This window comes from Actinomadura opuntiae (assembly GCF_030283205.1).
Taxonomy (GTDB): Bacteria; Actinomycetota; Actinomycetes; order Streptosporangiales; family Streptosporangiaceae; genus Spirillospora.
The window spans coordinates 177214-200816 of record NZ_JASNWF010000009.1 but is presented as its reverse complement, the minus strand read 5'-3'; the positions used below and the strand labels follow the sequence as shown (position 1 = coordinate 200816).

The window sequence follows — 23603 nt, the reverse complement described above, 5'->3', positions numbered from 1 at the left end:
GACGGAGGCACCCCATGACCAGTCCCACCGCGGCGGCCACAGGACAGTGGACGAGCACCGGGGCCCTTCCCTCCGCACGCGTGTGGTCCGGCCAGCACGACGGCCCGGTCGTGCTCGCCGGCGGGAAGGTCCTGGTGGCCGGAGGAGCCGACGCCGCCGGAGCCGCGCTGGGGCAGGCGGCGCTGTACGACCCGGCCGCCAAGACGTGGACGGCCGCCGCCGCGCTGCACACCGCCAGGCGGCTGCACACCGTCACCCTGCTGGGCAGCGGCAAGGTGCTGGTCACCGGCGGCATCACCGGGGCGGCGACGTTCCCGTCCGCCGGGCTGGCCTCCGCCGAGGTGTTCGACCCCGCGCAGGGCACCTGGACCGCGACCGGCGGCCTGAAGACCGGCCGGTGGGGGCACAGCGCGGTGCTGCTGCCCGACAAGAGGGTGCTCGTCGCGGGCGGCTGCACCACCCGGTCCGGGCAGTCGGTCAAGGCGCTGCGCTCGGCCGAGGTCTACGACCCGGACACCGGCGCGTGGACGGAGGTCACCGCGATGACCGACGCGCGCTGCGGCCACCCGGCGCTCCTGCTCGGCACCGGCAAGGTGCTGGTGGTCGGCGGGAGCGCGCCCGTGTCCCGCGAGACCGACGCGGCACTGGCCTTCTGCGAGCTGTACGACCCGGCCTCGGGCACCGGCGGTACCTGGACGCCGACCGGGAGCCTGCTGGCGGCGCGCAGCGGGCACCAGGCCACGCTGCTCCCCGACGGCACCGTCCTGGCCAGTGGCGGCGGCCCTCCGGGCGCACCGGGCAACGGCACCTTCGACCCGTTCAGCAGGGCCACCGCCGAGACGTTCAGCCCCGTCGCGGGCGCGTGGAGCGCGGTGCAGGACATGCCCGCCGGACGCGGCCTGCACCGGTCGGTCTCGCTGGGCGGGGGCAAGGTGCTGGTGGTCGGCGGCACCGACGGCCCGGCCAACGGCGTCGGCTACGCCAGCGCGCTGATCTTCGACGCGGCCACCCGGAACTGGAGCCCGGCGGGCGGTCTGGCGGCGGGCCGGTGGGGGTTCGCCGCCGTCCCGCTGGCCGGCGGCAAGGTGCTGGTCGCGGGCGGCATCACCCGCACGGGCCTCGCCGCCGCCGACTCCGCCGCCGAGACCACCGCCACCAGCGAGATCTTCGGCACCGGCCCGGTGACACCGTGACCAACGCCTACTCCTTCCTGCCGTGGCTGCGGACCGGCCTCAGCACCCGGATCACGACCGATCCGGGCACCGCCGACCGGGCCGTCATCCCGGTCAAGCTGCGGCTGACCGGGGACGGCGTGTCCGGCGGCACGATCACCCGCGACGTCGAGAAGGCCGTGCAGCTGTACGGGCCGGGCGACGTGGTGGGGGTCGATCCCCGGGTGATCTCGCGGGTGGAGCCGCGTCCCTGGATCACCAACGTGGAGCCCAACTACCTGGCGCACATCGAGTTCTACGACGAGGGCCTGCCGTGGAGTTACAGCCCGGCCCCGCCCGACGGGGCGACCAAGCGGCTGCTGCCGTGGCTGGCGCTCGTCGTGCTCGCGGGAGCGGCCGAGCCCGCGGGCGACGCGGGCGCGGAGTTCACCGAGGGCGCGGTCGCCGGGCGGCCGTTGCCGTCGATCCAGGTCAAGGACCCGGCCGGGACGCTGCCGCCGCCGGAGCAGCTCGGCGCGTGGGCGCACGTGCACGTCAACGGCGAGCTGGACGGCCTGGTCGCCAACGACGATCCCACCGGTGCGCTCGCCGGCCTGCGCCAGGTGCTGAGCACCAACGCCGACCTGGCGTGCTCGCGGCTGATGTGCCCGCGGCGGCTCAAGCCCAACAGCGGCTACCATGCGTTCCTGGTCCCCGCGTTCGAGACGGGCCGCCTGGCCGGGCTCGGCCTGGACCCGGCCGCCGCGCCCGGTGCGCTGCACTCCAGCTGGGGCGCCGACTACCCGGGCCGTCCCGAGCCCGGGACGCTGCCGTACTACCACCGCTGGTTCTTCGGCACCGGCAGCGCGGGCGACTTCGAGTACCTGGTCCGGCTGCTGGAGCCCCGGCCCGCCGACCCGGCCATCGGCCGCCGCGACCTCGACGTGCACGGCTCGGCCGGCCCCGGGCTGCCGCCCATCACGAGCCCGGCGGGGCTGCACGGCGTGCTCAAGCTGGGCGGCGCGCTCCAGTCGCCCAACCGTCCCAAGGGCGACGTCTACGACAAGTGGGACGAGCCGTACCCGCACCCGTTCCAGAAGGCCCTCGCCGGACTGGTCGACCTGGCCGACGCCTACCTCGACCAGACTCCGGCCGCCGCGCACGCCGCGCACGCCGCCCACGGGGTGCGGGACGTGGCGGGCGAGGTCGATCCGATCATCACCCCGCCGCTGTACGGGCGCTGGCACGCCCCCGCGAGCCGGCTGCTGACCGAGCGCGACGGCAGTCCGATCACGCCCGACCGCAACTGGGTGCACCGGCTCAACCTGGACCCGCGCTTCCGCGTCGCCGCCCACCTGGGCACCCGCGTCGTCCAGGAGCGGCAGGAGGAGTTCATGGTCGCCGCGTGGGCGCAGGTCGGCGACGTGCTGGCGGCCAACGCCAAGATCCGCGCCGCCCAGCTCGCCCGCGAGGTCGGGACCGTACTGCAGGCCAAGCACGTGGAGCCCGCCGCCGCACCGATCGCGCTCGCCGACGAGCCGGTGCCGTCCGGCAAGGCCCTCGTCCTCACCGCTCCCGCCAACTCGCGGGTGACCACGCGCGACCGGGCGCTGCGCGGGGCGGTGGCGGTCGAGGGCGAGCGGGTCGCGGTCGGGTTCCACGTGGCGCGCAGCCGCGTGACCGCCGCGCCGCTGTCCCCGCCGATGCGGCGCATGCTGCGGCCGGGACGCCTGATCCGCGACCTGCCGTTCAGCGAGACCAGGCCGCCCGACGCGCTGATCCCGCGGATGGACGACCCGGACGACCCCGTGACGGCGGCCGCCGCCAAGGAGACCCCCGGCGCGGTCGTGACGCCCGAGCAGCTGAACGACGTCCTGCACCCGGCACCACCGCCGATCGGGCTCACAGCCGCCACCGAAGCGGTCGCCACCGAGGCCGACCCGGCCGATCCGGTCGACCGGCTTCCGCACAGCGCCGACTTCCGGATCACCTTGCCGGGCGACACGTTCGTCCCGTCCGAAGGCGGCGACGACAGCGAGGAGGCCAGGCGGTTCAAGGACGGGCTGCGCGACATCTACCGGGGCCGGCAAGCGGCGGGCGTCGGCGGCCAGACCGAGGGCGGCGACGACCCGCTGAACGTCCGCGCCACCACCGACGCGATGATGACCGGCCTGCGCGCCGAGAAGACCGTGCCCACCAGCCTGCTGACGTCGGTCGACCTGCCCGGACGGCTGCAGTCGTTCGCCGAGCGGTTCATCGAGGCGATGGCCTATCCCGTCATCGACCTGCCGATGTACAAGGCGCTGCTGGACCTGTCGGTGGACTACTTCGCCCCCAACCTCGGGCTGGTCCCGCAGAACACGGTGACACTGCTGGAGACCAACCAGGAGTTCATCGAGTCCTACCTCGTCGGGCTCAACCACGAGATGGCCAGCGAGCTGCTCTGGCGCGAGTACCCCACCGACCAGCGCGGCTCGCCCTTCCGGCAGTTCTGGGACACGCGCGGGGGCGTCAAGCAGTACGACATCCAGCCCCTGCACACCTGGCCCAGGGCCGCCAAGCTCGGGGAGAACGACGCGCGGGAGACCGGCGAGCAGGCTGACGACCTCGTGCTGGTCATCCGCGGCGACCTGCTGAAGAAGTACCCGAACGCCGCCATCTACGCGCACCGCGCCCGCTGGCAGCCCGAGTCGGGACCGCCGGACCCGGCCCAGGAACGGGTCCCGGTCGAGCTCGCCGACCCGTCGCACCCGACGCCGGAGGAGATCAGGCTGCCGCTGTACGAGGCCAAGGTGGACCCCGACCTGACGCTGCTCGGCTTCGACCTGACGGCGGCCGAGGCCAAGGGCGACTTCGCCACAGGCGCGGCGGGCTGGTTCTTCGTGATCCAGGAACGCCCCGGCGACCCCCGGTTCGGCGCGGACGAGGGCCCGCCCACCCGGGTCGAGGTGTGGAACGACCTGACGTGGGCCGACGTGGACCCGGGCGGCACCGGGTTCATCCGGCTCGACGCGAGCACCGCGCAGGTCCCGCTCAAGGACTTCGACGACCCCGCCGCCGACGCCGAGAAGAACGACCAGCACCTGGAGGACGCGTTCCTGCCCGTCTGGCACGGCGGGCTGAGCTCGGCCGACGTGGCCTACATGCTGTTCCAGGCGCCGGTGCTGATGGCCGTCCACGCTCAGGAGATGCTGCTGTGACCGCGCTCAGCGACGACTTCCCGGTCCTGCTCGGCCCGGTCCGGGTGGAGACCCGGTTCACCGCCACCGAGCTGCTGGTACGGATCTTCCCGGACGAGTGGTGCACCGACAAGTTCGAGCCGAAACCGACCCAGGCCGAGATCACCGCGGTGGACGCGTACTGGACGGCGCACTGGCGGACCGGCGGCAACGCGGTGGCCGAGCAGGCGGCCTGGCAGGAGCTGGTCGCCCGGGTGCCCGGCGGCCGGGCCAGCTGGCTGCTGCAGACCCGTACCCCCGCCAACCTGACCGATCGGCCCGCGACGGTGCCGGACGGCGCGACCGTGCTGGTGGTCGTGACGGGCCAGGCCGTAGCGGCCGCCGACCGGCAACCGACCGTCACGTACTGGACGGCGGTGTGGCGCGCGCACGGCGACCGGGCCGGGCTGCGCGCCGCCGACACCGCGCTGCGCGCCGCCGTCGGGGCCGGCCGTGCGGACACGATCCGGTCCCGGCGCCCGGTGGGCATCGACGCCGCGCCGACCGCTGCCGGCGACGCGGTATTGGTCGCGTTCCTCGTGCTGCCGCCGCCGGCCGCGGGAAGCCTGGCCGAGCAGTCGTGGACCCAGGCGGCGAAGGCCAGGCTCCTGCCGGACCGCTTCACCGTGCTCGGATACGTGGGCGGCGAGCGGGTCCTGACAGCGACCGGCGAGGCGGTGCCCGACGCGCTCGCGGTCAGCCCCGACCCCGGGGCCGACACCGACAAGCAGCTCAAGGTGGACGAGCAGACCGGCGCGCTGCGGGTGCCCGACGAGCTCCAGTGGCTGACCGACTTCGGGCGCGCGGTGACGGTCGGCATGGGCCTGCGCGTCCCGCTCACCCCGCAGATCCGCAACGGCCTGGACCGGCTGGTGGTGTACGGGCTGCGGGAGCGGTCCGGCCCCGAGCAGACGGCCGTCCAACTGGCCGACCTCATCACCCGGCAGCTGCGCAGCCCCTCCGGGTACGCGCTGCTGCCGCAGGGCACACCGACCAACAACAGCGAGGCCGCCCCCGCCGGGCAGGACCGCCGCGCCGAAACCGAGGCCGCGCTGCGCACCGCGTTCGGTTTCGCGGCGGCGGACGCGCCCGACGACTGGCGGACCCGGACCGACGGGCACTGGCTGGCCGACCTGCTCGGCATCGACCCGGCCGTGCTGACCGGCATGCCCAACGCCGACGGCACCGACCAGCGCGACGCCCGCGCGGCCAACATCGCCCTGTGGCCCGCGACCTGGGGCGCGTACCTGCGCGGCATGATGCATCCGATCCTGTCCGAGCAGGCGGTCGACCAGACGCGCGAGCTCTTCGTGCGGCACGTGTCGGGGCGCGGCCCGGTCCCGGCGGTCAAAGTCGGGCGGCAGCCGTACGGCATCCTGCCCACCACCGCCTTCTCCAAGATGGCCTTCCCGGAAGGCGCGACGCACCGCCGCGCGCTGTACAAGCTGCTCAGCGCGGCGGCGGCGGACTGGCAGAAGGCCGTCGCGAAAGTGAGCCACCTGGGCAAGGACGGAGACCCGCACCAGCTGTTGCTGGACATCCTGGCGCTGCATCCGACGTCGGCGGAGTTCTACCAGCGGTACGCGCAGAGCGTCGAGGACATCTTCAACCGGGAGAACCTCAACAGCGGCGGCCCGCGCGTCATCCCCGCACTGGACCGGCTCAACATGCCGCAGCCGATCCGCGCCCTGCTCAACCGCCTCGGCTACGCCGTTCCGCCCGGAGCCGACCCGGAGGTGATCCGGCGGCTGTTCGTGGGCGACCAGTACCCGCTGCTCGGGCCGCTGGTCGACGACCGGCCGCTGTCGGAGACCGACCGCGTCCGCGCGTACCTTCCCGACGGCGGCAACTACCTGCACTGGCTCGCCCAGCACGCCGAGCACGACCTGGAGACCGTCCGGCTCGAGCTGGGCTTCGTAGGCGACAAGCCGCCTGCGGCGCTGCTGTACCTGCTGGCGCGGCACGCGGTCCTGCTCGCCTGGGAGGACGCGGCCCGCCGCTTGGCCGCCGCGGCCGGGAGCACGGTTCCGCCCGCGCACGATCCGCTGTTCGTCCACGTACGGCCCAACCGGCCCGGTGCGCCCCCGCTGGAGAGCGAGAGCCGGTTCCGCCAGCTGTACTCACCGGACCGGGCCATCACCGGGAGCCCGGACCGGCTGGTGGCGAGCTTCATCCCCGAGGTCGTCAGGCAGAGCCCGGCCACCGCGCAGCTCGCCGAGCAGATCGACGCGCTGGAGCACCTGGCCGGGCTGCCGACCGCCCGGCTGGAACGGGTGCTGACCGAGCACCTGGACTGCGCGACCTACCGGCTCGACGCCTGGCGCCTGGGGCTGGTCAACGAGCGGCTCGCGGAGCTGCGGTACGGGTCGTCCGGCACCGGACCGGCCCGGCGCGGCATCCACCTCGGCGCGTACGGCTGGCTGGAGGAGGTACGGCCCAAGCCGCGCCCCGGCATGACGCAGGTCGAGCTGACCGGCGACCTCGGACGGCTGTTCAACCCGCCGGGCGCGCAGCCGCTGATGCACGACAAGGCCAACGGCGGTTACATCCACGCTCCCTCGCCCGCGCAGGCCACCACCGCCGCGGTCCTCCGCGCCGGATACATCGCCAACGCCGGTCCCGCCGATCGGCAGATGTTCGCCGTCAACCTGAGTTCCGAACGGGTCCGGGTGGCGCTGACCCTGCTGGACGGGCTGCGGCAGGGGCAGTCGCTCGGCGCCCTGCTGGGCTACCGGCTCGAACGGGCCCTGCACGACCGGTATCCGGATGCCGAGCTGGACTCGTTCATCACCGCGCTGCGCGGGGCCTTCCCTCTGCGGGCCGGGCGGATCGAGGAGACCAGGCCGGCCCCGGGCACCGCCGTCGAGCTGGTCGAGGCCCGCAACGTCATCGACGGCCTCGAACTCGTGCGGCGGGTGACCCAGGTGCCCGGCGCGGACGTCTACCCGTTCGACGCCCAGGGGCTCCCGGACCCCGACGCCAAGCAGCGCAAAGCCCTGAACGAGGAGGTGCAGCGGCTCCTCGACATCCACGACGCGCTGGCCGACCTGGCGGTGGCCGAGAGCACTCACCAGGCGCTCGCGGGCAATCCCGAGCGGGCGACGACGACCCTCGACGCCTACGCGAAGGAAGGCGTCGCACCCGAACCCGAGGTGGTCCGGACACCGCGCAGCGGCACCACCCTGACGCACCGGATGGCTCTGCAGCTGACGCCGGGCATCCGGCCTGGCCACAGCGCACCGTCCGTACAGGGCGAAGGCCCGCGCGCCAAGGCCGAGCCCGCCGTGGACGACTGGCTGCCGACGCTGCTGCCCGACCAGCGGGACGTGGCCGCGCTGGTCACCTGGACCGACCCGGTCAACGGGGTGGCCCGCAGCAGCGTGGTCACCCAGCGGGACCTGCGGCTGCGGGCGATCGACCTGCTGTGGGCGGTACGGCCCGCGAGCGAGGCGTCGATGACCGATCTGGACGACCGGATCATCGGCGTGGTCGCCACCCGCGACCAGCCGCGTCCGGACGCGCGGCTCGTGATCGAGCACACCAAGCGCATCGCCGGCAAGGTGACGTTCTTCGAGCTGTCGCCGCTGATCGCCGCTCTGCGGTCGCTGCTGACCACGTCCCGGCCGGTGCGTCCCACCGACCTGGTCCCGGCCGCCGGGGACGCCCCGATCGACCGCTCCGCCGACGCCGCCGTGACCCTGCCCCGCGAACGGCTCGTGGCGGTGCGGGACGCGCTGGTGGCGCTGCGCACGGCCGTCACCGGCTACCTGAACGACGTCGGGCCGCTGTTCCCCGAGCCGCCCGCGCCGGTCCGGCGCGGCGAGGTGATCGGCGGCATCGACACGTTCCTGCGCCGGTACGGGGAGCTGATCGCGACGGCGGGCGGGTTCGGCATGGTGCGCAGCGGCTGGGGCGAGGCCGCCGGGTGGCGGCGGGACCGCTACACCGAGGTGCTCGCGGCCGTCGACGAGGTCGCCGACCGGATGGCGACGGCGCTGGCCGACGCCAACGCGCTCATCGCCGCCTATGACGCGCTCCCCGCGACCACCCCGGCCCCGGAGCGGTTCCGGCAGCTGGAGCGGATCGAGCGGCTGCTGACCACCAAGCCGACCACGCCGCGCCCGAACACGCCCCAGCAGCTGCGCTCGATCGTCAACAACCGGCGGCAGGCGTTCCAGAACAAGCTGCGGGATCTGCGCGGGGTCGCCGGCACCGGCCAGAAGACGCTGAGCGGGCTGCTGGCCGAGGTCGCCGCGCTGCTGCCGCTGACCGGCCTGGACCCGGCCGGGCTGACATTGACCCCGTACGAGGATCTGGTCGTCGCGTACGGCAAGGAACTGCTGGACCGGGCACGGGCGCTGCAAGCCGAGATCGCCGAGCGGCTGGCCGCCGCCGACGCGGCGCTGACCGAGCACGACGCGGCCGTGACCGGGCCCGACCGGGTGGAGGCCGCGCTCGACACCCTCAAGGCGCTGCTCGGCGAGGACGTCCTGGCCGTACCGCAGTACACCCCGCCGACCGCGCTCGCTTCGGACTGGGAGAAGGCCCGCGACGACAGCGGCGACCTCATCGAGCACCTGGAGGACGCGGGGCGCGACTTCCCGGTGGACGACTGGCTGCACGGCATCGCCCGGGTCAGGGAGAAGCCGCGGCTGTGGGAGCAGGTGGCCATCCTGAGCGACGCGCTGCGCGGTGACGGGGGGCTGCTCGGCCATCTGCCCGGCTTCGAGGAGCCGCAGCTGGTGCCGGTCCAGCTGCCGTACCGGACCGACGACCACTGGCTGGCCATGGAGTTCGCGCCGGGCACGACGCTGGACGAGGACCGGCTGCTGTTCACCGCGCACTACGCCGCCAGGCCCGCACCGCCGACCGACGACTTCTGCGGCCTGCTGCTGGACGAATGGACCGAGGTCATCCCGGCGCAGAAGGAGACGACCGGGATCGCGCTGCACTACGACAGGCCCGACTCCGAGCCGCCGCAGGCCATGCTGCTGGTCGTCCCGCCCGCCCGTACCGGGACCTGGGACACCGACGACCTGGTGGCGGCGCTGCACGAGACGTACGACCTGATGAAGGCCCGCGCCGTCGAGCCCGCGCACCTGGACGAGACCGCCTACGCCCACCTGCTGCCCGCCACGCTGGTGTCGGCCGCCAGCAAGCCGATCACCATCAGCACCGACTTCGCGACCAACAACCTGCGCGGGAAGAACCCATGACAGAGCGCATCGAGAACCTCCCGAAGGCCCTGGCGGAGCGGGAGCACCCGACCGTCGGCCTGTGGAACCGGCTGGAGGGGCGGCCCCGCACGGCGGACTTCGAGCGGGCCCTGCGCGTGGAGGTGCGGGACGCGCTGTGGCTGCTCACCCGGCAGTGGCAGCTCGGCGAGTTCCGCGGCTCCGACGCCGGGACGCCGGTCACCGCCATGTACTCGGTGGGGACGGCGGTCCCGAGCCGGTTCCAGTCCGCGTCGGGCGGCCCGGCCGAGAACCTGCCCGCCGACCGTCCGTTGGAGGACGTCGCCGAACGCCGGGAGCTGCCGTTCGCCTTCGGCCCGGACCGGATCTCCTACGATCTGCGCCTGGCCATCGGCCGCCGCTGGCTCAAGCTGATGAGCCGGCACCCGCCCATCCACCACCTTCGGCAGGACTTCGTCGAGCTGTATCCCATCGCACTGCCGTCCCCGGCCGGCGACGCCGACACCCCGCGGGTGGCCCACCCCGAGGTCTGGTCCACGCTGCAGGCCGTAGCCGGCCGCCGGATGGACGGATACGAGCTCTACCTCCACATCAAGGCGGGACACGAGGCCGCCGACGGCATCGACCATGTCGCGCCACCGCACCGCACGCTGATCAACGAGCTGGGCACCCGGCTGGTCGGCTGGTTCGACGGCCTGATCGATCAGCCCGCCGGCGACGCCACCTGGGACCCGCGCCGCCTGGAGCACCGGTTCTCGGTCGCCGCGGGGCAGCCGGGGGGCGCGGAGAAGGTGCTGACCGCACAGGAGTACCCGGGCGGCGAGCTCGACTGGCACGCCTTCTCCATCGACCCCGGCACCCGGGTGGGCGGGGCCTCCGCACCGCCCGCCCCGATCAACCGCACGGTCTTCCCGGCCCCCGTGCGCTACTCCGGCATGCCGCTGCCGCGCTGGTGGGCGGTGGAGGACGGCAAGACCAACTTCGCCGCCGTCCGCCCGGACCGCACCGACATGGCCCGCCTGGTCGTCCTGGAGTTCGCCCTCGTCTACAGCAACGACTGGTTCCACCTGCCGTGCGACCTGCCCACCGGGACGCTGGCCTCGCTGCGCGGCCTGGCCGTCACCGACGTCTTCGGCCAGCGCCTGTGGATCACGCCCGCCGGGGCGGGGGCCGACGACGACTGGCAGCGCTGGTCCATGTTCACCCTGGACACCATCGGCTCGGACGCCGTCCCCGCCGACACGGGCCTGTTCCTCGCCCCCACCGTCCCCAAGGTCGCCGACGGACCCGTCCTGGAGGAGGTCGACCTCATCCGCGACGAGAACGCCAACATGGTCTGGGGCATCGAGCAGACCGTACGGCTGCCCACCGGCCCGGGCCGCCGCGGCGGCGAGGTCGCCGCCGAGATCCTCGCCCAGCGCCGCCGCCTGTTCCCGCCCGCCCCTCCCACCGCCCCGCTGGCCCCCATCGCCTACGTGGCCATGACCTCGGTCCCCGGCCACTGGATCCCGTTCATCCCCGTGCACGTCCCCGGCGACAGCCGCAGGATCCAGCTCCAGCGCGCCGCCATGCCCAGCGAGATCGACGCCAAGCCCGTCCGCCCCCGCACCACGATCCTCCGCGAGGGCCTGGACGCCGCCCCGCAACGCTCGTACTTCCTCAACGAGGAGGAGGTACCGCAGACCGGCACCAAGGTCACCGTCGCCTACAACCGCACCCGCTGGGGCGACGGCCGCGTCGCCGTCTGGCTCAGCGCCCGCCGCGGCACCGGCCGCGGCGAAGGCTCCAGCGGCCTCGCCCTCGACCTCCCCGCCGACACCAAACCCCTCACCTGACACCGCCCCGTCCGATCCGCCGGCCTTCCGTCACACGGATGGTCAACCCGGTCGCTCGGTGAGGCTTGCGGCGAGGGCGTCCAGGCCCGCCTTGATCCGGTCGAGGGGCATGCCGCGCGTCCGGCGCTGGTGGAGGAACAGGTTCGCGGCGAGGGGGGCGAGGAGGGCGTCGGCCAGGTAGGCGGCGTCGGCGTCCGGGCGGATCTCGCGGAGCAGCATCGCCAGATGCCGGTGGTAGAGGCCGTACGAACCGTCGCGGAAACGGGCGTCCGGCGGGTCGGACTCGGCCGTCAGCAACAGGTCGGCCTGGGCCTCGGTGCGGTCGGCCAGGGCGTGCAGGAAGGCGCGGACGCGCCGGGAGGGCGCGGCGCCCGGGCCGAGCGGCGGAGGGCCCTGGATGAAGGCGGCCTGGAAGTCGCGCTCGCGCTCGTCGATCACGGCGTAGACGAGGCGGGCCCGGTCGCCGAACCGGCGGTACACCGTACCGACGCCGACCCCGGCGGCCCGCGCGACCTCGTCCATGGAGACGGCCTCGGCCCCGCGGGCGGCGATCACCTCCGCTGCGGCGCGCAGGATGCGGCGGCGGTTGTGCGCGGCGTCCGCGCGCTCGGCGGGCGGACGCCCGACCACGGGCAGCTCCCGCATCCCGCCCCCTCTCGGCACGGCTCACCAGCGTAACGGGTTTGTATCCGGAGAACTCTCCGGTTAAGCTCCCTAAACGGAAATTTCTCCGATTAGTGACAGGAGTCGGGATGACGGCGAATCTGGCGGGCCCGGGCGGGGCCCATGTCACCGGTGCGGCGATCGCCGTGGACGGGGGGTAGGCAGCCTGATGGCCTGGATCTTCCTGCTGATCGCAGGGGCGACGGAACTGGTGTGGGCGGCGGCACTGAAGCAGTCGGACGGCCTGACGCGCCTCTGGCCGACCGTCATCGGACTCTCGGTGGCACTGCTCAGCGTCATCGTGCTGTCGCTGTCGCTTCGGACGCTGCCGGTCGGGACGGCATATGCGGTGTTCGTCGGCCTCGGGGCCCTCGGCGTCGCGCTCGTCGGCATGGTCGCGTTCGGCGAGAGCGCGTCGCCGGCCCGGCTGGCGTTCCTCGCCCTGATCGTCGTCGGCGTGATCGGCCTGCAAGTAGTGGAGGGCTCTTGACACGCACCGACAGCACCCACGTCACCTGGGCGTTCCCCCAGCCACCTCGGCACGGAAAGAATCTCCCAACTATCTCCAATGCGTAGCTATTTGACTACAAAGAGTAGGGCATGAGGGGTGATGGCGAACCCGAATCCCCCCGGAGGCACCGAATGCCCGAACAGATCACCGACGAGAGCACCGACCTGGCCGAGATCCCGACCGGCAACGTCATGATCGTCCATACGCTGATCAACGCCTACCTCATGCCCGACGGGGTCAGCGACTCCACCACCACCGATGACGACGACGAGGTTCAGACCTTCCACGCCGACCCCTTCTGGAACGACGCCTCGGTCTACTGGCAGTTCGAGCCGGTCCCCGGCAACGCCGGGGCCTACTACATCAAGTCCCAGCCCCACAACCACTACATCGGGCTGCGCGGCGGCGCCGCCAAAGCGGACGTCAACGTGATCCTCCGGCTCAAAGACGCGAACGCCTCGCAATGGGTGCCCACCCCCATCCCCCGAATGCCCGACATCGTCGGCCAGCCGGTCGTGCGCGCGCTGAGGCTGCACGGCACCAACTTCGCGATGGCCACCGAGGCCAACCTCAACCGCGACGCCAACCTCAAACTGGACCGCGCCTGGGACGGCGTGTTCACCCCCTACCACGCCTTCACCCTCATCCCCGCCTCCTCGGTAGTCACCACTCCTTAGACCCCGCGGCGCACCTCCTGCGGTGGGCGACCCCCGTCCGCCCACCGCAGGCCTGGCGGCCCAGGTCCTCACACCGCCGCCTACAACGTCCGTGAAAGCGCCCACCGCGATCCGGACCTGGCACCATCGGCGCCACGGCGGCAACCGCCGCGTCCGCGGCGGTTGCCGCCCCAAACCCTCCTGCTGGCCTTCCAACTGGCCCACGCCAGCCACACCACCGAGTCACCCTTCCGAGTGCTCGCCCTTCGGTCCCAGGGGTCACAGAAGACTGGCCGCCGGAACGACGAAGACCCCGAAGCTCGCTGCTCCAGGGTCTGTTCCGTCATCACCCCAGGGGGCTACCGACGAAACTCCATGACCAGCCAAGAGGATGGGTGTACCCGCCGTCGATTCCACGCTAAAACGATCATCTTCCACTCGTGATCGTCGGTCTCGTGATCGTCTGCGGTATGCGTGGGCGCACGGGACAGGGCCGACCGCAGACCGGCGGAGGATGGCCCGGGGCGGGCGTTCCCCGCCGGTCAGCGGCGGTGCGGTTTGACGCGATGGCTACTGGTCGCCTCGCCACGGGAGAACGTTCATGATGAGAGGCGGGCCGGACCGGCTGCCAGGGGACGGGACGGCGTAGGTGGTGACGTGGGTGTCACTGGGCGTGTCGGCGGCCCACGTGTCACTGGTGCCTGCGAACGTGGCGGCGAAGTAGCCGTTGCCGTAGGCGCGGACCTTGGCGGTGTAGCGGCCCTTGCTGTCGGTCTTCACCCACTTGACGTGGTACCAGGTCTTCTCGCCGCGGAACCGGAAGATGATGCGCACCTTCTGACCGGGGAACGCGCCGAAACGATTTTTGCTGCTGTAGTAGCGGCTCAGGGTCCCGGAGACGGTGATGTAGTGGTTCTTGCGGACCTTGGTCGAGGACGCCTTCAGCTTGGACATCGAGGTCGACCATCGCCACGTCTTGCGCACGGGACTGACGGATGGGGCCACGGCGGTGTCCCCGGCGAAGCGAGCCCGCCAGTAGCCGGAGTCGTTCCCGGTGAACGAGGCGCTGAACTGTCCCTGGCCGGTCTTCATCCGGCGGACGGTCTGCCAGCCGGTGCGGCCGTCGGGGGAGTATTCGAGGAGCACCTGCTTGCCGTTCACGTCTCCGCCGGCGGAGGCCGCGTACAGGGTGCCCTGCGCCTCGAAACGTCCGTAGGCGTCCATGGTCGCCGACAGTGAGGTCTGCGTGGCCGGCCGGACACTGACCGCGGGGAGGGTCGCAGTGGAGCCTTCGTAAAGACCGACGGCGGATGACCGCGCGACGTAGGTCGCGGTGCAGGACGGCTTGATGGTGGTGCTGAACCGGCCTTCGGCGTCCGTGCTGGCCAGGAAGGGGGACATGGGCGCGGTGCAGTGGGACGGGTCGACGGCGGGGTCGATGAAGACCCTCCGTCCGGACAGCGGCCTGCCCTGGTAGGTGACCTGACCGCTGAGGGTGAGGGGCTGGCCCTCGTCCAGGCCGGTTCGGCTCCCGATCAGGGTCGTCTGCGTCTCTCCATGGACGACCTGGACGGTCACCATGCCGGAGTGGACTCCGAGCGACGGCACATCGGCCCAGACGTTCACCGCGTCGCTCGCCCCGTTGGGGCTCAACGTCGCGGTGAAGGTGCCGTCGGCGGCGGTGGTGGCGTCGGTGACCGAGCCCCATCCGGTGTTCGTGGACAGGTCGACCGGGGTGCCCGCGGCGGGGGTTCCGTCCGCGGCGACGACCTTCCCGGTGATCGTGGTCGTGGGGATGTCGGGGTCGACGGAAGCGGCCTGGGCGGCGAGCGCGATGGACGCCGTCCCGTCGGCGAGGGCGGGAGCGGCCGTCAGTGTGCCGAGGATGAGCACGGCCGCCGTCCCGGTGGTGGCGATACGAAGCACGAATGTCCCTTGGGTGGGCGCGATGATCAGCGTTGATCAGGACGTCCGGCCCGGCGACCAGGTTGCCCCCGAAACCCGATCGTGATCTTCATCGGCCATCCCGTCGTGGGAGCGGTGGACCGCGTGGTGCGGGCGTGCGCTCAAACCGGCTGGCGAGCAGACCAAGCCGCTCACCGCGACGCGTTAGGTGATCCGCAGATACTCGGCGACGGCGGCGCCGGCGTCATCGCTGACGTCGACGTGGTGGTGCCGCAGCCTGCCATCGGCGAGCGTGAGGCGCATGCCGGCCGCCGAGGGCAGCACGCGGGCGGGCAGGCCGCACCGGTCCAGTTCGCGCTGCAGCCAGACGGCCTGGGCGATGCGGTACCGGGGCGCGGCGTAGGCGGCGTCGTAGTGGTGGATGAGGACGTGGCCTGGGTGCAGCGCGGCGGCGATGGCCGGGACGTCTCGGGTCTCAAGGTGGCAGGCCGCGGTCCGCTCGGGCGAGGGATGCAGGTTGGTGGCGTCGGCGTGCGCGATCACCAGCACCGCCTCGGGCACGAGCGCCGCGACCTCGCCGAGCAGGCCGTCGCTGAGGTTGGTGTCGGAGGTGTACCAGAGCCACCCGGCCGGCGTCTGGTAGGCCAGCCCGATCGCCGAGCGGGTGCGGCCGGCCTCCTCGGTGTGCAGGGCCGGGGTGGCGTGGATCGTCAGGTCGCCGACCTTGACCGAGGGTTCGCCGTCCCCTTCGGTCCGCGGGTGCGCGAGCGTGACCAGGTCGGCCATGCCGCCCGCGTGGTAGGGCGAGAACGCGCGGAACCGGTCGGCCGCGGTCGGGTTGGCCACCAGCAGCTTGCGCCCGGCGGTGGGGACACCGGCCATGCCTTCCAGGCAGGGGATCAGGTCGGTGTAGTGGTCGGGATGGAAATGGGTGACGCAGATGGCGTCCAACTCACTCCAGGAAAACAGCCCCCGCTCGGCCAGCCCGAGCAGCAGGTGCAGTGCGGCCGGCCCGGGGTCCACCAGGACGCTGGCAGCCGCAGTGCGAACCAGGTGGCCGCCGGCGCCCCCGGCGAGCATTCCGTAGCGGCAGCCCAGCGACCCCAGCAGGACCACCTCGCACGTCCCCGGAGCGGGACGGCGCACCCGCGGGGGGCTGGTCCGCTGGGCGTGCATGGCCAGGTCGGCGGTGTCCGCTGCGGCGAGGATCTCCTCCAGCTCCCGGTCGTCGGCGGCGAGCAGCCGCGCGACCGTCCCCGGCGCCGCGTCCCCTGGCGCGCCGTCTCCCGGCATCGCTCCCCCGGCTCGCGTCGGCTCTTGCCACAGGCAACCGAGTATGCCGTGAAAAGAGTGACGGACCAGGGGCGACCAACACCGGGCCATCGACCAAGAATCACAGTCCCGACGCGGATCGCCCCCGCCACCGGCGAGCAACGAGCTCGACGTCGGCGACCCCGGAGTTGCGGCACGGCAGGGTCACCGCGATGCGGTCAGTGGAGAGCCTTGAGCAGGTCGTAGACGGTGTTGCCGAGGACGCCGCCTGCGACCGCGTTGCCGAGGAACCCCAGGGCGGGCGCGAGCCTGGACACGGTCAGGGAGCTGGAGGCCGGAGGTTCGCCGGCGGCGTAGTCGGCTAGGCCGGGAGGGTCGTCGTGCCAGTCGGCCATCAACTCGGAGATCTCGCCGATGCTGCGATCGGTGTAGCCGCCGTCGGGACCGGTGATGGTGACCGACCGCATGGACGACCAGTCGATCAGGCCTGGATGCCCTTGGTAGGCCATGACTGAAACGAGGTCGCAGAGCCCTGAGTAGCGCCATGGAGCGGGAATGATACGTCTGACCTCGTCGAACACCTGCGGCTTGAAGACCAGGTCGGGCTGCCCGTGCCGACCTGCGGCGTAGCCGACGACAAAGAGGTTCCACGCCAGGCCCGAGCGGATGTCGATGTAGGCCGCCGATGCTTTCAGGTCGCGCAGCACGACCGAATTCGGGTGAGCGAAGACGAACGTGAGCATGCCCTGGTTGCCCGGTGTCCGGGCGACCTGGTCGCTGGTGATCGCCTGGAGCATCTTCAGCTCGTCGAGCATGACGTAGACGGAAAACATAAACTCGGACATGGGGCGGCCTCTCGCGAGTCAGCGCCATCGTATTGCGCGAGCGGACGCCCTGCGGTATTGCGGATTCACTGACCGATAGAGGTCGAGGCCGGCAGACATCTGCGCGGCTATCCCCGCAATAAGCACCGTTGGGACGGCTCCGCTTATGCCGATCCGGTACGCCCTCCCGCCCGACGCGGAGGTCATGGCTGAGATCACCTGTGCCGCGTTCGCCGAGTTCGAGGACTTCGACGTCACCCGTGAGCAATCCACCGCCAACTGGCGCAGGAATCTCCTCGGAGAAGCGGCCGAACGACCTCGTCCACACCACACCAGGGTCGCCGAACTGCCGGACAGGACGGTCATCGGTCTGGTCATGGGCGGTCCGGCGGATCCGGAACTCGGCCATGACGCTGAGATCTACGCCCTTGCCGTCCGCCCCGGACATCAGGGCCAGGGCCATGGCCACGCCCTGCTGCGGGCGGCGGCAGCCGACCTGTCCGCCGACGGGTTCGGCTCGCTGGCAATCCGGGTACTGGCCGTCAACGAACGCGCTCGCCGCTTCTACACCTCGCTCGGCGGAGTCCTCGCCGGTGAGGTACCACCCGACGAGGTCTGCTACTGCTGGCCGGAGATCGCGGCGCTCCTGTGATCCGGAGTAACAATGTTGCCGCCGGCCTGCGGGAACTCATCGAAAGACCGTCAAGCAGACGTCGAGGCGAGCTCGATCCGCACCGTTCAGACCCAGATCCGCTAGATCTTCGGCGATTGCTACCAGGGCCCGGCCTATCTGCGGCGGCAGGTGCTCAGGACCGTTGATCGGAGCGGAGGGTCGGACGAAGCGGCCCGCGGTCCCTCCGGACGGCTCGATCCGCCACCCGGCGGCGGCATCTGTCACCGTGGCCGACTCCAGTTCGGCTCCGGCCTCGAACCTCGCCCCGTCGAACCAGGCGTCCCCGGAAAAGGTCGCCGCGTCGAGCATGGCACCCCCAGAGAAGGTCGTATCGCCGAACCAGGCACCACTGGAAAGGCCACGCGGGAGAAGATGGCGCGTCGCTGGACCCCCACACGTCGATATCGAGCCCGGTGTGGGCGGCTGGGATGCGCTACCCCCCCCCCCCCCCCCCCCCCCGGGAGGCGCCCGCCGGCGCGCCGGATGGACGTCCAGGTGCTGGTGACCGGAACCACGAGACGATGATGCAGCAGTGACGACTTCGTGCGCGTCAGGGCCGTCAAGGGCCTCGGCGCTGATCTACAACGGCCGCGGCGAGTATCTGCTCCACCTGCGCGACAACATTCCCGGCATCGCCGAGCCCGGCGCGTGGTCCCTGCTCGGCGGCAACCGTGAACCCGACGACCGCACCCTCGAAGAGACGATCCGGCGAGAACTGCGAGAAGAGGCAGGGCTCGACATCCCCATGAGTGCGGCCGGGCACCGCGACGCAGCCCAACTCCACTACCCACGGCAACCCGTCCGCGGCACACGCTCGTCGATCACCTGCACGCACTGCACCCGGCCGACCTACCGGGCACGGCACCCCGCCCGCAGCCTGAGTTCCCGGCGCTCGCGGCGCCGCAACACCACCGGGTCACTCTTCCGAGTGCTCCGCCCCGTCGGTCCCTGGGGTCACACAAGACTGGCCTCTGGAACGGCGAAGACCCCGGAGCTTGCTGCTCCAGGGTCTGTTCCGTCACTGTGGGGCTACGACTTGCGTCACCACCCCAGAGTGGGCGAGGAGGGATTTGAACCCTCACATCCTTTCGGACACACGGACCTGAACCGTGCGCGTCTGCCGTTCCGCCACCCGCCCAGGGTGTCGTCCCGTCTCCGGGCGCTTGAAAAGGCTAGCACGGTCGAAGCAGTGGTTAGGTACTCGGATACTTCTCGCGAACCTCGGCACCGATACGATCGTCTACCAGTGGGGAGAGGAGGTGCCCGTGGGCGTCATTCAGCGCTTCGAGCGACGGCTCGAGGGCATGGTCGAAGGGGCCTTCGCCCGTGCCTTCAAGTCGGAGCTGCAGCCGGTCGAGGTGGCCAGTGCTGTGCAGCGCGAGATGGACGATCGGGCCGCGATCGTGGCGCAGGGCCGCACGCTGGTCCCGAACGACTTCGTCGTCGAGATCTCTCAGCAGGACGGACAGCGGCTCCAGGTGTACGCCGACAGCCTGAGCCAGGAGCTGGCGAACCTGGCGCGGGAGTACGCGAAGGAGCAGGGGTACTCCTTTGTGGGCCCCGTGCGCGTCCGGTTCGAGAACGCGGGGGATCTCGCCACGGGCATGTTCCGCATCCGGTCCGGCGTGATCCGGGGGTCCACCGTCGAGGGCGGGGAGATCCGCCAGCCGGTGAGCGACGTGCCGCAGGCCGGGCGTGGGGGCGCGTTCGCCGGCAATCCGCGGCTCCTGGTGACGACGGCGGTGGAGGGCTCCGACACCACGCAGCGCACGTACGAGATCAACACTCCGGTCACCCTCCTGGGCCGCGGCACCGACTGCGACCTGCGTCTCGTGGATCCGGGCGTGTCCCGGCACCATGCCGAGATCCGCGTAGAAGGTCCCGAAATCGTGCTCGTGGATCTAGGGTCGACCAACGGCTCGTTCGTCAACGGGCAGCCCATCCGGCGGGTGACGCTGGTGGACGGCTCCCGGGTGACGATGGGCCGCACTACCCTTGTGTTCCGCCGCGATAGGGAGTAACCCCGACTCCGATGTCCCCATTCACCCTCACGCTGATCAAGCTGGCGTTCCTCGCGGTGCTCTGGCTCTTCGTCATCGCGGCCGTCGGTGTGATCAGGGCCGACCTGTTCGGTTCGAAGGCGGCGACGAAGGCCGCCGCGCGCGTGGCGCAGCCCCGCCCGCAGAAGGCCGGCCGGCCGCAGGCGGCGCCGCCCGCGCCGCCGCGCCGCGCCGCCTCCGGCGGCGCCCCCAGCAAGCTCGTCGTCGTCCAGGGCGAGCGGGCGGGCACCGTCATCGATCTCACGGGGGTGCCCATCACCATCGGACGGGCCAATGACGCCACGCTCGTGGTGACCGACGACTACGCTTCGACCCGGCATGCCCGACTTTATGCGCAGGACGGTCAGTGGATCGTGGAAGATCTCGGCTCGACCAATGGCACATATCTCGGACGCACGAAGGTCAGCCGGCCGATGCCGGTTCCGCCCGGCGTACCGATCCGTATCGGCAAGACCGTGATCGAGCTGCGCAAATGACTCTGGGAATCCGCTACGCCGCGCGCTCCGACGTCGGCATGCTGCGCGAGGGCAACGAGGACTCGGCGTACGCGGGGGCGCACCTGCTCGCGGTGGCCGACGGGATGGGCGGGCACGTCGGCGGCGAGATCGCCAGCGCCGCCGCGATCGACGCGCTGCGCGGGCTGGACAAGGACCTGCCGGCGAACGAGCTGCTGGCCGCGCTCGAGCACACGGTGAAGACGGCCAACGACAACCTGCACCGCATCGTGGAGTCCGACCCCGCCCTGCAGGGCATGGGGACGACGCTGACGGCGATGCTGTGGGCGGGCAACCAGGTCGCGCTGGTCCACATCGGCGACTCCCGGGCGTACCTGCTGCGGGACGGGAGCCTGTTCCAGATCACCCACGACCACACGCTGGTGCAGTCGCTGGTGGACGAGGGCCGGATCAGCCCGGACGAGGCGGCGACGCACCCGCAGCGGTCGCTGCTGCTGCGCGCGCTCGACGGCCGCGGCGAGGTCGACCCGGACCTGTCGCTGCGCGAGGCGATGGTCGGCGACCGCTACCTGCTGTGCTCGGACGGCCTGTCCGGCGTCGTGACGGCCGAGACGATCTTCCAGGTGCTGACGGACGTGGCCGAGCCGGAGCAGGCCGTCCGGCAGCTGATCGACCTGGCGAACCGGGGCGGCGGCCCGGACAACATCACCTGCGTGGTCGCGGACGTGGTGGACCTGGAGCGGCACCCGCCGACGGGCGGTCCCGGCCACGCGGTGGGCGCGGCGGCGAACGCCGCGCCGCCGGAGTCGCCGGGCGGCGGCACGGGCCCGAACATCACGGTGGCCGACACCCCGGCGGGGCGGGCCGCGCAGCTGCGGGACACGATGCCGCAGCCGCCGGTGGCGGTGGACGAGATGCCGCCGCCGATGGCGATGAACGAGCCGATGGCGGGCCCGCCTGGCGCGATGCCGCAGGCCGCGCCGGAGCCGATGCCGACGCCGCGGCGCGGCGGCGGGGCGCGCAGGTGGACGTGGCTGATCGTGGTCGCGGGCGTCGTCGTGGTCGCCGTCGTGGCGGGCGGTTTCGTGCTGATCCAGAACGTCCGGAACGGCTACTACATCGGCGCGGAGAACGGCAGGGTCGTGCTGTACCGCGGGACGACGCAGAAGGTCCCGCTGATCAGCCTGTCCCGCAAGGCCGACCGGCAGCCGAACCCTCCGATCCTCCTCTCGGACCTCCCGCAGGACCTGCAGGCGCAGGTGAAGGGCACCTACACGGTGAGCGGGCCGTCCGCACTGGACGACCTGAAGAACCGGGTGTGCAAGTACGTCCTCACGCAGGAGTCGGGGAAGGTCGTCATCGTCAAGGGGCAGGGCCAGCGCAACTGCAGCCCGCAGAAGGTCGCCAACAGCGACATCCCGCTGAACGAGTTGCCGACGTCGGACGCGACCGCGGTGACGAAGGGGGGTCTGGCGTTCATCGGCCGGCAGGCCGCGGAGGCGAAGCTCAAGGAGCTGGGCGCCCACCGCGACGAGTGCAAGGCGAGCAACCCGTCCATCGACGACTGCCCGTCCGACGGGGGAAGCCATAGATGAACTCGCTCGGGGAGCAGATCAGGGCCGTCCTGCCGTACCAGCGGCGGAACGCGGCGTCGTTCGCGCTGCTGGTGTTCGCGATGGTGCTGACGCTGTCGGCGTTCGCGGAGGTCGGGCTGGCCCGTGACGGGTACCTGCCGGCGGGGCTGTTCACCTACGGCGGCGCGCTGCTGGTGCTGGCGCTCGCCGCCTATTTCGTGCAGGCGAAGTTCCTGCCGTACGCCGACCCGCTGCTGCTGCCGCTGGCGGTGGCGCTGAACGGGCTCGGCATCGCGATGATCTACCGGCTCGACCTCGACACCAGCGAGGGCCACAAGGTGGCGCAGCTGGCCGGCAAGAAGCTGATCCCGGACGAGGCGAACGCGACCCAGCAGCTGATCTGGACGTTCGTCGGCATCGCGCTGTTCGTCGCCGCGGTCATGGTCATGCGGGAGACGGCGAAGCCGGACGCGCCGCTGTCGTTCACGCCGAAGACCGCGCAGCGCTACACCTACCTGATCGGGCTCACCTCGATCATCCTGCTGCTGCTGCCGATCGTGCCGGGCATCGGCGCGGAGATCAACGGCGCCCGGGTGTGGATCCACATCGGGCCGCTGTCGGTGCAGCCGGGCGAGTTCGTGAAGCTGCTGCTGGTGATGTTCTTCGCCGGCTACCTGGTGAACAAGCGGCAGGCGATGGCGCTGATCGGCAAGAAGATCGGCCCGTTCAGCCTGCCGCGCGCCCGCGACCTGGGCCCGATCGTCGTGATCTGGTTCTTCTGCCTGGGCGTGCTGTTCCTGCAGAAGGACCTCGGCACGGCGCTGCTGTTCTTCGGCCTGTTCGTGTCGATGCTGTACATCGCGACGCAGCGGGTGTCGTGGGTGGCGATCGGCGTCGGGCTGTTGGCGGTCGGCGTGTTCGTGGCGACGCAGCTGCCGTTCATGGCGCACGTGAACCAGCGCATCGACATCTGGCAGAACCCGAAGCCGTACTTCGACGGCGGCTGCCTGCTGGACAGCGGCAAGGTCGTCCCGGTGAACCCGGACACGACGATCTACAAGAAGGAGCAGGCCGCCGGCAGCAGCTACCCGGGCTTCAACGCCTGCGCGAAGCTCGGCGGCGACTACTCCGACAGCCGCCAGCTGATGATGGGGCTGTTCTCGCTCGGTGAGGGCGGGGTGCTCGGCAAGGGCCTCGGGCAGGGCGAGCCGTGGCGGACGCCGCTGTCGTTCAGCGACTTCATCTTCGACTCGATGGGCGAGGAGCTCGGGCTGACCGGGCTGATGGCGCTGCTGCTGATCTACGCCCTGATCGTGCAGCGCGGCATGAAGACGGCGGTCGCCGCGCGGGACCCGTACCTGAAGCTGTTCGCGGGCGGCGTCTCGTTCGTGCTGGGACTGCAGGTCTTCGTGATCGTCGGCGGGGTCACCAAGCTGATCCCGCTGACCGGTCTGACCACGCCGTTCCTGTCGCAGGGCGGTTCGTCGCTGATGGCGAACTGGATCCTGATCGCCATCCTGGTGCGGATGAGCCACGACGCGCGCAAGCCCGCCCCGCAGGCCATCCAGGACGAGGGCATGACCCAGATCGTGAGCACGAGGTGATCTCTCC

Annotated in this window: 16 protein-coding genes, 1 tRNA gene and 1 pseudogene; 12 read left to right on the top strand and 6 right to left on the bottom strand. The window is 71.9% G+C overall.

Annotated elements, in window-relative coordinates; all coding sequences use genetic code 11:
- The first annotated feature begins 14 nt into the window (after positions 1-14).
- Genes QP089_RS21120 through QP089_RS21105 form a run of 4 tightly spaced genes read left to right on the top strand, consistent with a single transcriptional unit; the run spans position 15 to position 11399 of the window.
- Complete coding sequence (locus tag QP089_RS21120; protein WP_285913440.1) at positions 15-1193, top strand: Kelch repeat-containing protein; 1179 nt, start codon at positions 15-17, stop codon at positions 1191-1193.
- Positions 1190-4351: a hypothetical protein gene (locus QP089_RS21115; protein WP_285913439.1), complete on the top strand. Its 3162-nt coding sequence runs from the start codon at positions 1190-1192 to the stop codon at positions 4349-4351. Before QP089_RS21120 ends, QP089_RS21115 begins: the two co-directional genes overlap by 4 nt.
- Positions 4348-9585: a hypothetical protein gene (locus tag QP089_RS21110; protein WP_285913438.1), complete on the top strand. Its 5238-nt coding sequence runs from the start codon at positions 4348-4350 to the stop codon at positions 9583-9585. Before QP089_RS21115 ends, QP089_RS21110 begins: the two co-directional genes overlap by 4 nt.
- Positions 9582-11399 (top strand): hypothetical protein, encoded by a 1818-nt coding sequence (locus tag QP089_RS21105; protein WP_285913437.1) that lies wholly within the window; start codon positions 9582-9584, stop codon positions 11397-11399. The genes QP089_RS21110 and QP089_RS21105 overlap by 4 nt, the downstream gene beginning before the upstream one ends.
- 42 nt (positions 11400-11441) lie before the next feature.
- On the opposite strand, the gene QP089_RS21100 is transcribed toward QP089_RS21105, so the two are convergent.
- Positions 11442-12044 (bottom strand): TetR/AcrR family transcriptional regulator, encoded by a 603-nt coding sequence (locus QP089_RS21100; protein ID WP_285913435.1) that lies wholly within the window; start codon positions 12042-12044, stop codon positions 11442-11444.
- Between the two features lie 187 nt (positions 12045-12231).
- Here QP089_RS21100 and QP089_RS21095 point away from each other — a divergent pair, with 187 nt between their 5' ends.
- Together QP089_RS21095 and QP089_RS21090 are read left to right on the top strand one after the other, a co-directional pair.
- Positions 12232-12552, top strand: coding sequence for a DMT family transporter (locus QP089_RS21095; protein WP_285913434.1), 321 nt, complete (start codon positions 12232-12234; stop codon positions 12550-12552).
- A gap of 152 nt (positions 12553-12704) precedes the next feature.
- Positions 12705-13250 (top strand): hypothetical protein, encoded by a 546-nt coding sequence (locus QP089_RS21090; protein ID WP_285913433.1) that lies wholly within the window; start codon positions 12705-12707, stop codon positions 13248-13250.
- Positions 13251-13799: 549 nt separating this feature from the next.
- Here QP089_RS21090 and QP089_RS21085 read toward each other — a convergent pair.
- The 3 genes from QP089_RS21085 to QP089_RS21075 all read right to left on the bottom strand — a co-directional run bounded on the left by QP089_RS21085 (position 13800) and on the right by QP089_RS21075 (position 17251).
- Positions 13800-15155, bottom strand: a complete 1356-nt coding sequence (locus QP089_RS21085; RefSeq protein WP_285913432.1) for an Ig-like domain-containing protein — start codon at positions 15153-15155, stop codon at positions 13800-13802.
- A gap of 183 nt (positions 15156-15338) precedes the next feature.
- Positions 15339-16427, bottom strand: a complete 1089-nt coding sequence (locus QP089_RS21080; protein ID WP_285913431.1) for an MBL fold metallo-hydrolase — start codon at positions 16425-16427, stop codon at positions 15339-15341.
- A 197-nt stretch (positions 16428-16624) separates the two neighbouring features.
- On the bottom strand, positions 16625-17251 hold the full coding sequence (locus QP089_RS21075) for a hypothetical protein (RefSeq protein WP_285913430.1): 627 nt from the start codon (positions 17249-17251) through the stop codon (positions 16625-16627).
- A gap of 184 nt (positions 17252-17435) precedes the next feature.
- On the opposite strand from QP089_RS21075, the gene QP089_RS21070 reads away from it, so the two are divergent.
- Positions 17436-17882, top strand: a complete 447-nt coding sequence (locus tag QP089_RS21070; protein WP_285913429.1) for a GNAT family N-acetyltransferase — start codon at positions 17436-17438, stop codon at positions 17880-17882.
- Positions 17883-17918: 36 nt separating this feature from the next.
- Here QP089_RS21070 and QP089_RS21065 read toward each other — a convergent pair whose 3' ends face one another.
- Positions 17919-18308: a pentapeptide repeat-containing protein gene (locus tag QP089_RS21065; RefSeq protein WP_285913657.1), complete on the bottom strand. Its 390-nt coding sequence runs from the start codon at positions 18306-18308 to the stop codon at positions 17919-17921.
- Positions 18309-18435: 127 nt separating this feature from the next.
- On the opposite strand from QP089_RS21065, the pseudogene QP089_RS21060 reads away from it, so the two are divergent.
- Positions 18436-18636 (top strand): annotated as a pseudogene (locus tag QP089_RS21060) (NUDIX domain-containing protein); the annotation flags it as partial.
- A gap of 322 nt (positions 18637-18958) precedes the next feature.
- Here the strand turns inward: QP089_RS21060 and QP089_RS21055 are convergent.
- Positions 18959-19041, bottom strand: a tRNA-Leu gene (locus QP089_RS21055).
- 127 nt (positions 19042-19168) lie between these two features.
- On the opposite strand from QP089_RS21055, the gene QP089_RS21050 reads away from it, so the two are divergent.
- The 4 genes from QP089_RS21050 to QP089_RS21035 are packed head-to-tail and all read left to right on the top strand — an operon-like array spanning position 19169 to position 23596.
- Positions 19169-19924, top strand: coding sequence for an FHA domain-containing protein (locus tag QP089_RS21050; RefSeq protein ID WP_285913656.1), 756 nt, complete (start codon positions 19169-19171; stop codon positions 19922-19924).
- An 11-nt stretch (positions 19925-19935) separates the two neighbouring features.
- Positions 19936-20439, top strand: a complete 504-nt coding sequence (locus tag QP089_RS21045; RefSeq protein ID WP_285913428.1) for an FHA domain-containing protein FhaB/FipA — start codon at positions 19936-19938, stop codon at positions 20437-20439.
- The gene (locus tag QP089_RS21040) at positions 20436-22013 is read left to right on the top strand and encodes a PP2C family protein-serine/threonine phosphatase (RefSeq protein WP_285913427.1); all 1578 of its coding nucleotides are present in this window, start codon (positions 20436-20438) and stop codon (positions 22011-22013) included. Before QP089_RS21045 ends, QP089_RS21040 begins: the two co-directional genes overlap by 4 nt.
- A complete protein-coding gene (locus QP089_RS21035) occupies positions 22010-23596 on the top strand; it encodes an FtsW/RodA/SpoVE family cell cycle protein (protein ID WP_285913426.1) in 1587 nt (528 codons plus the stop codon). Before QP089_RS21040 ends, QP089_RS21035 begins: the two co-directional genes overlap by 4 nt.
- Positions 23597-23603: the final 7 nt, after the last annotated feature.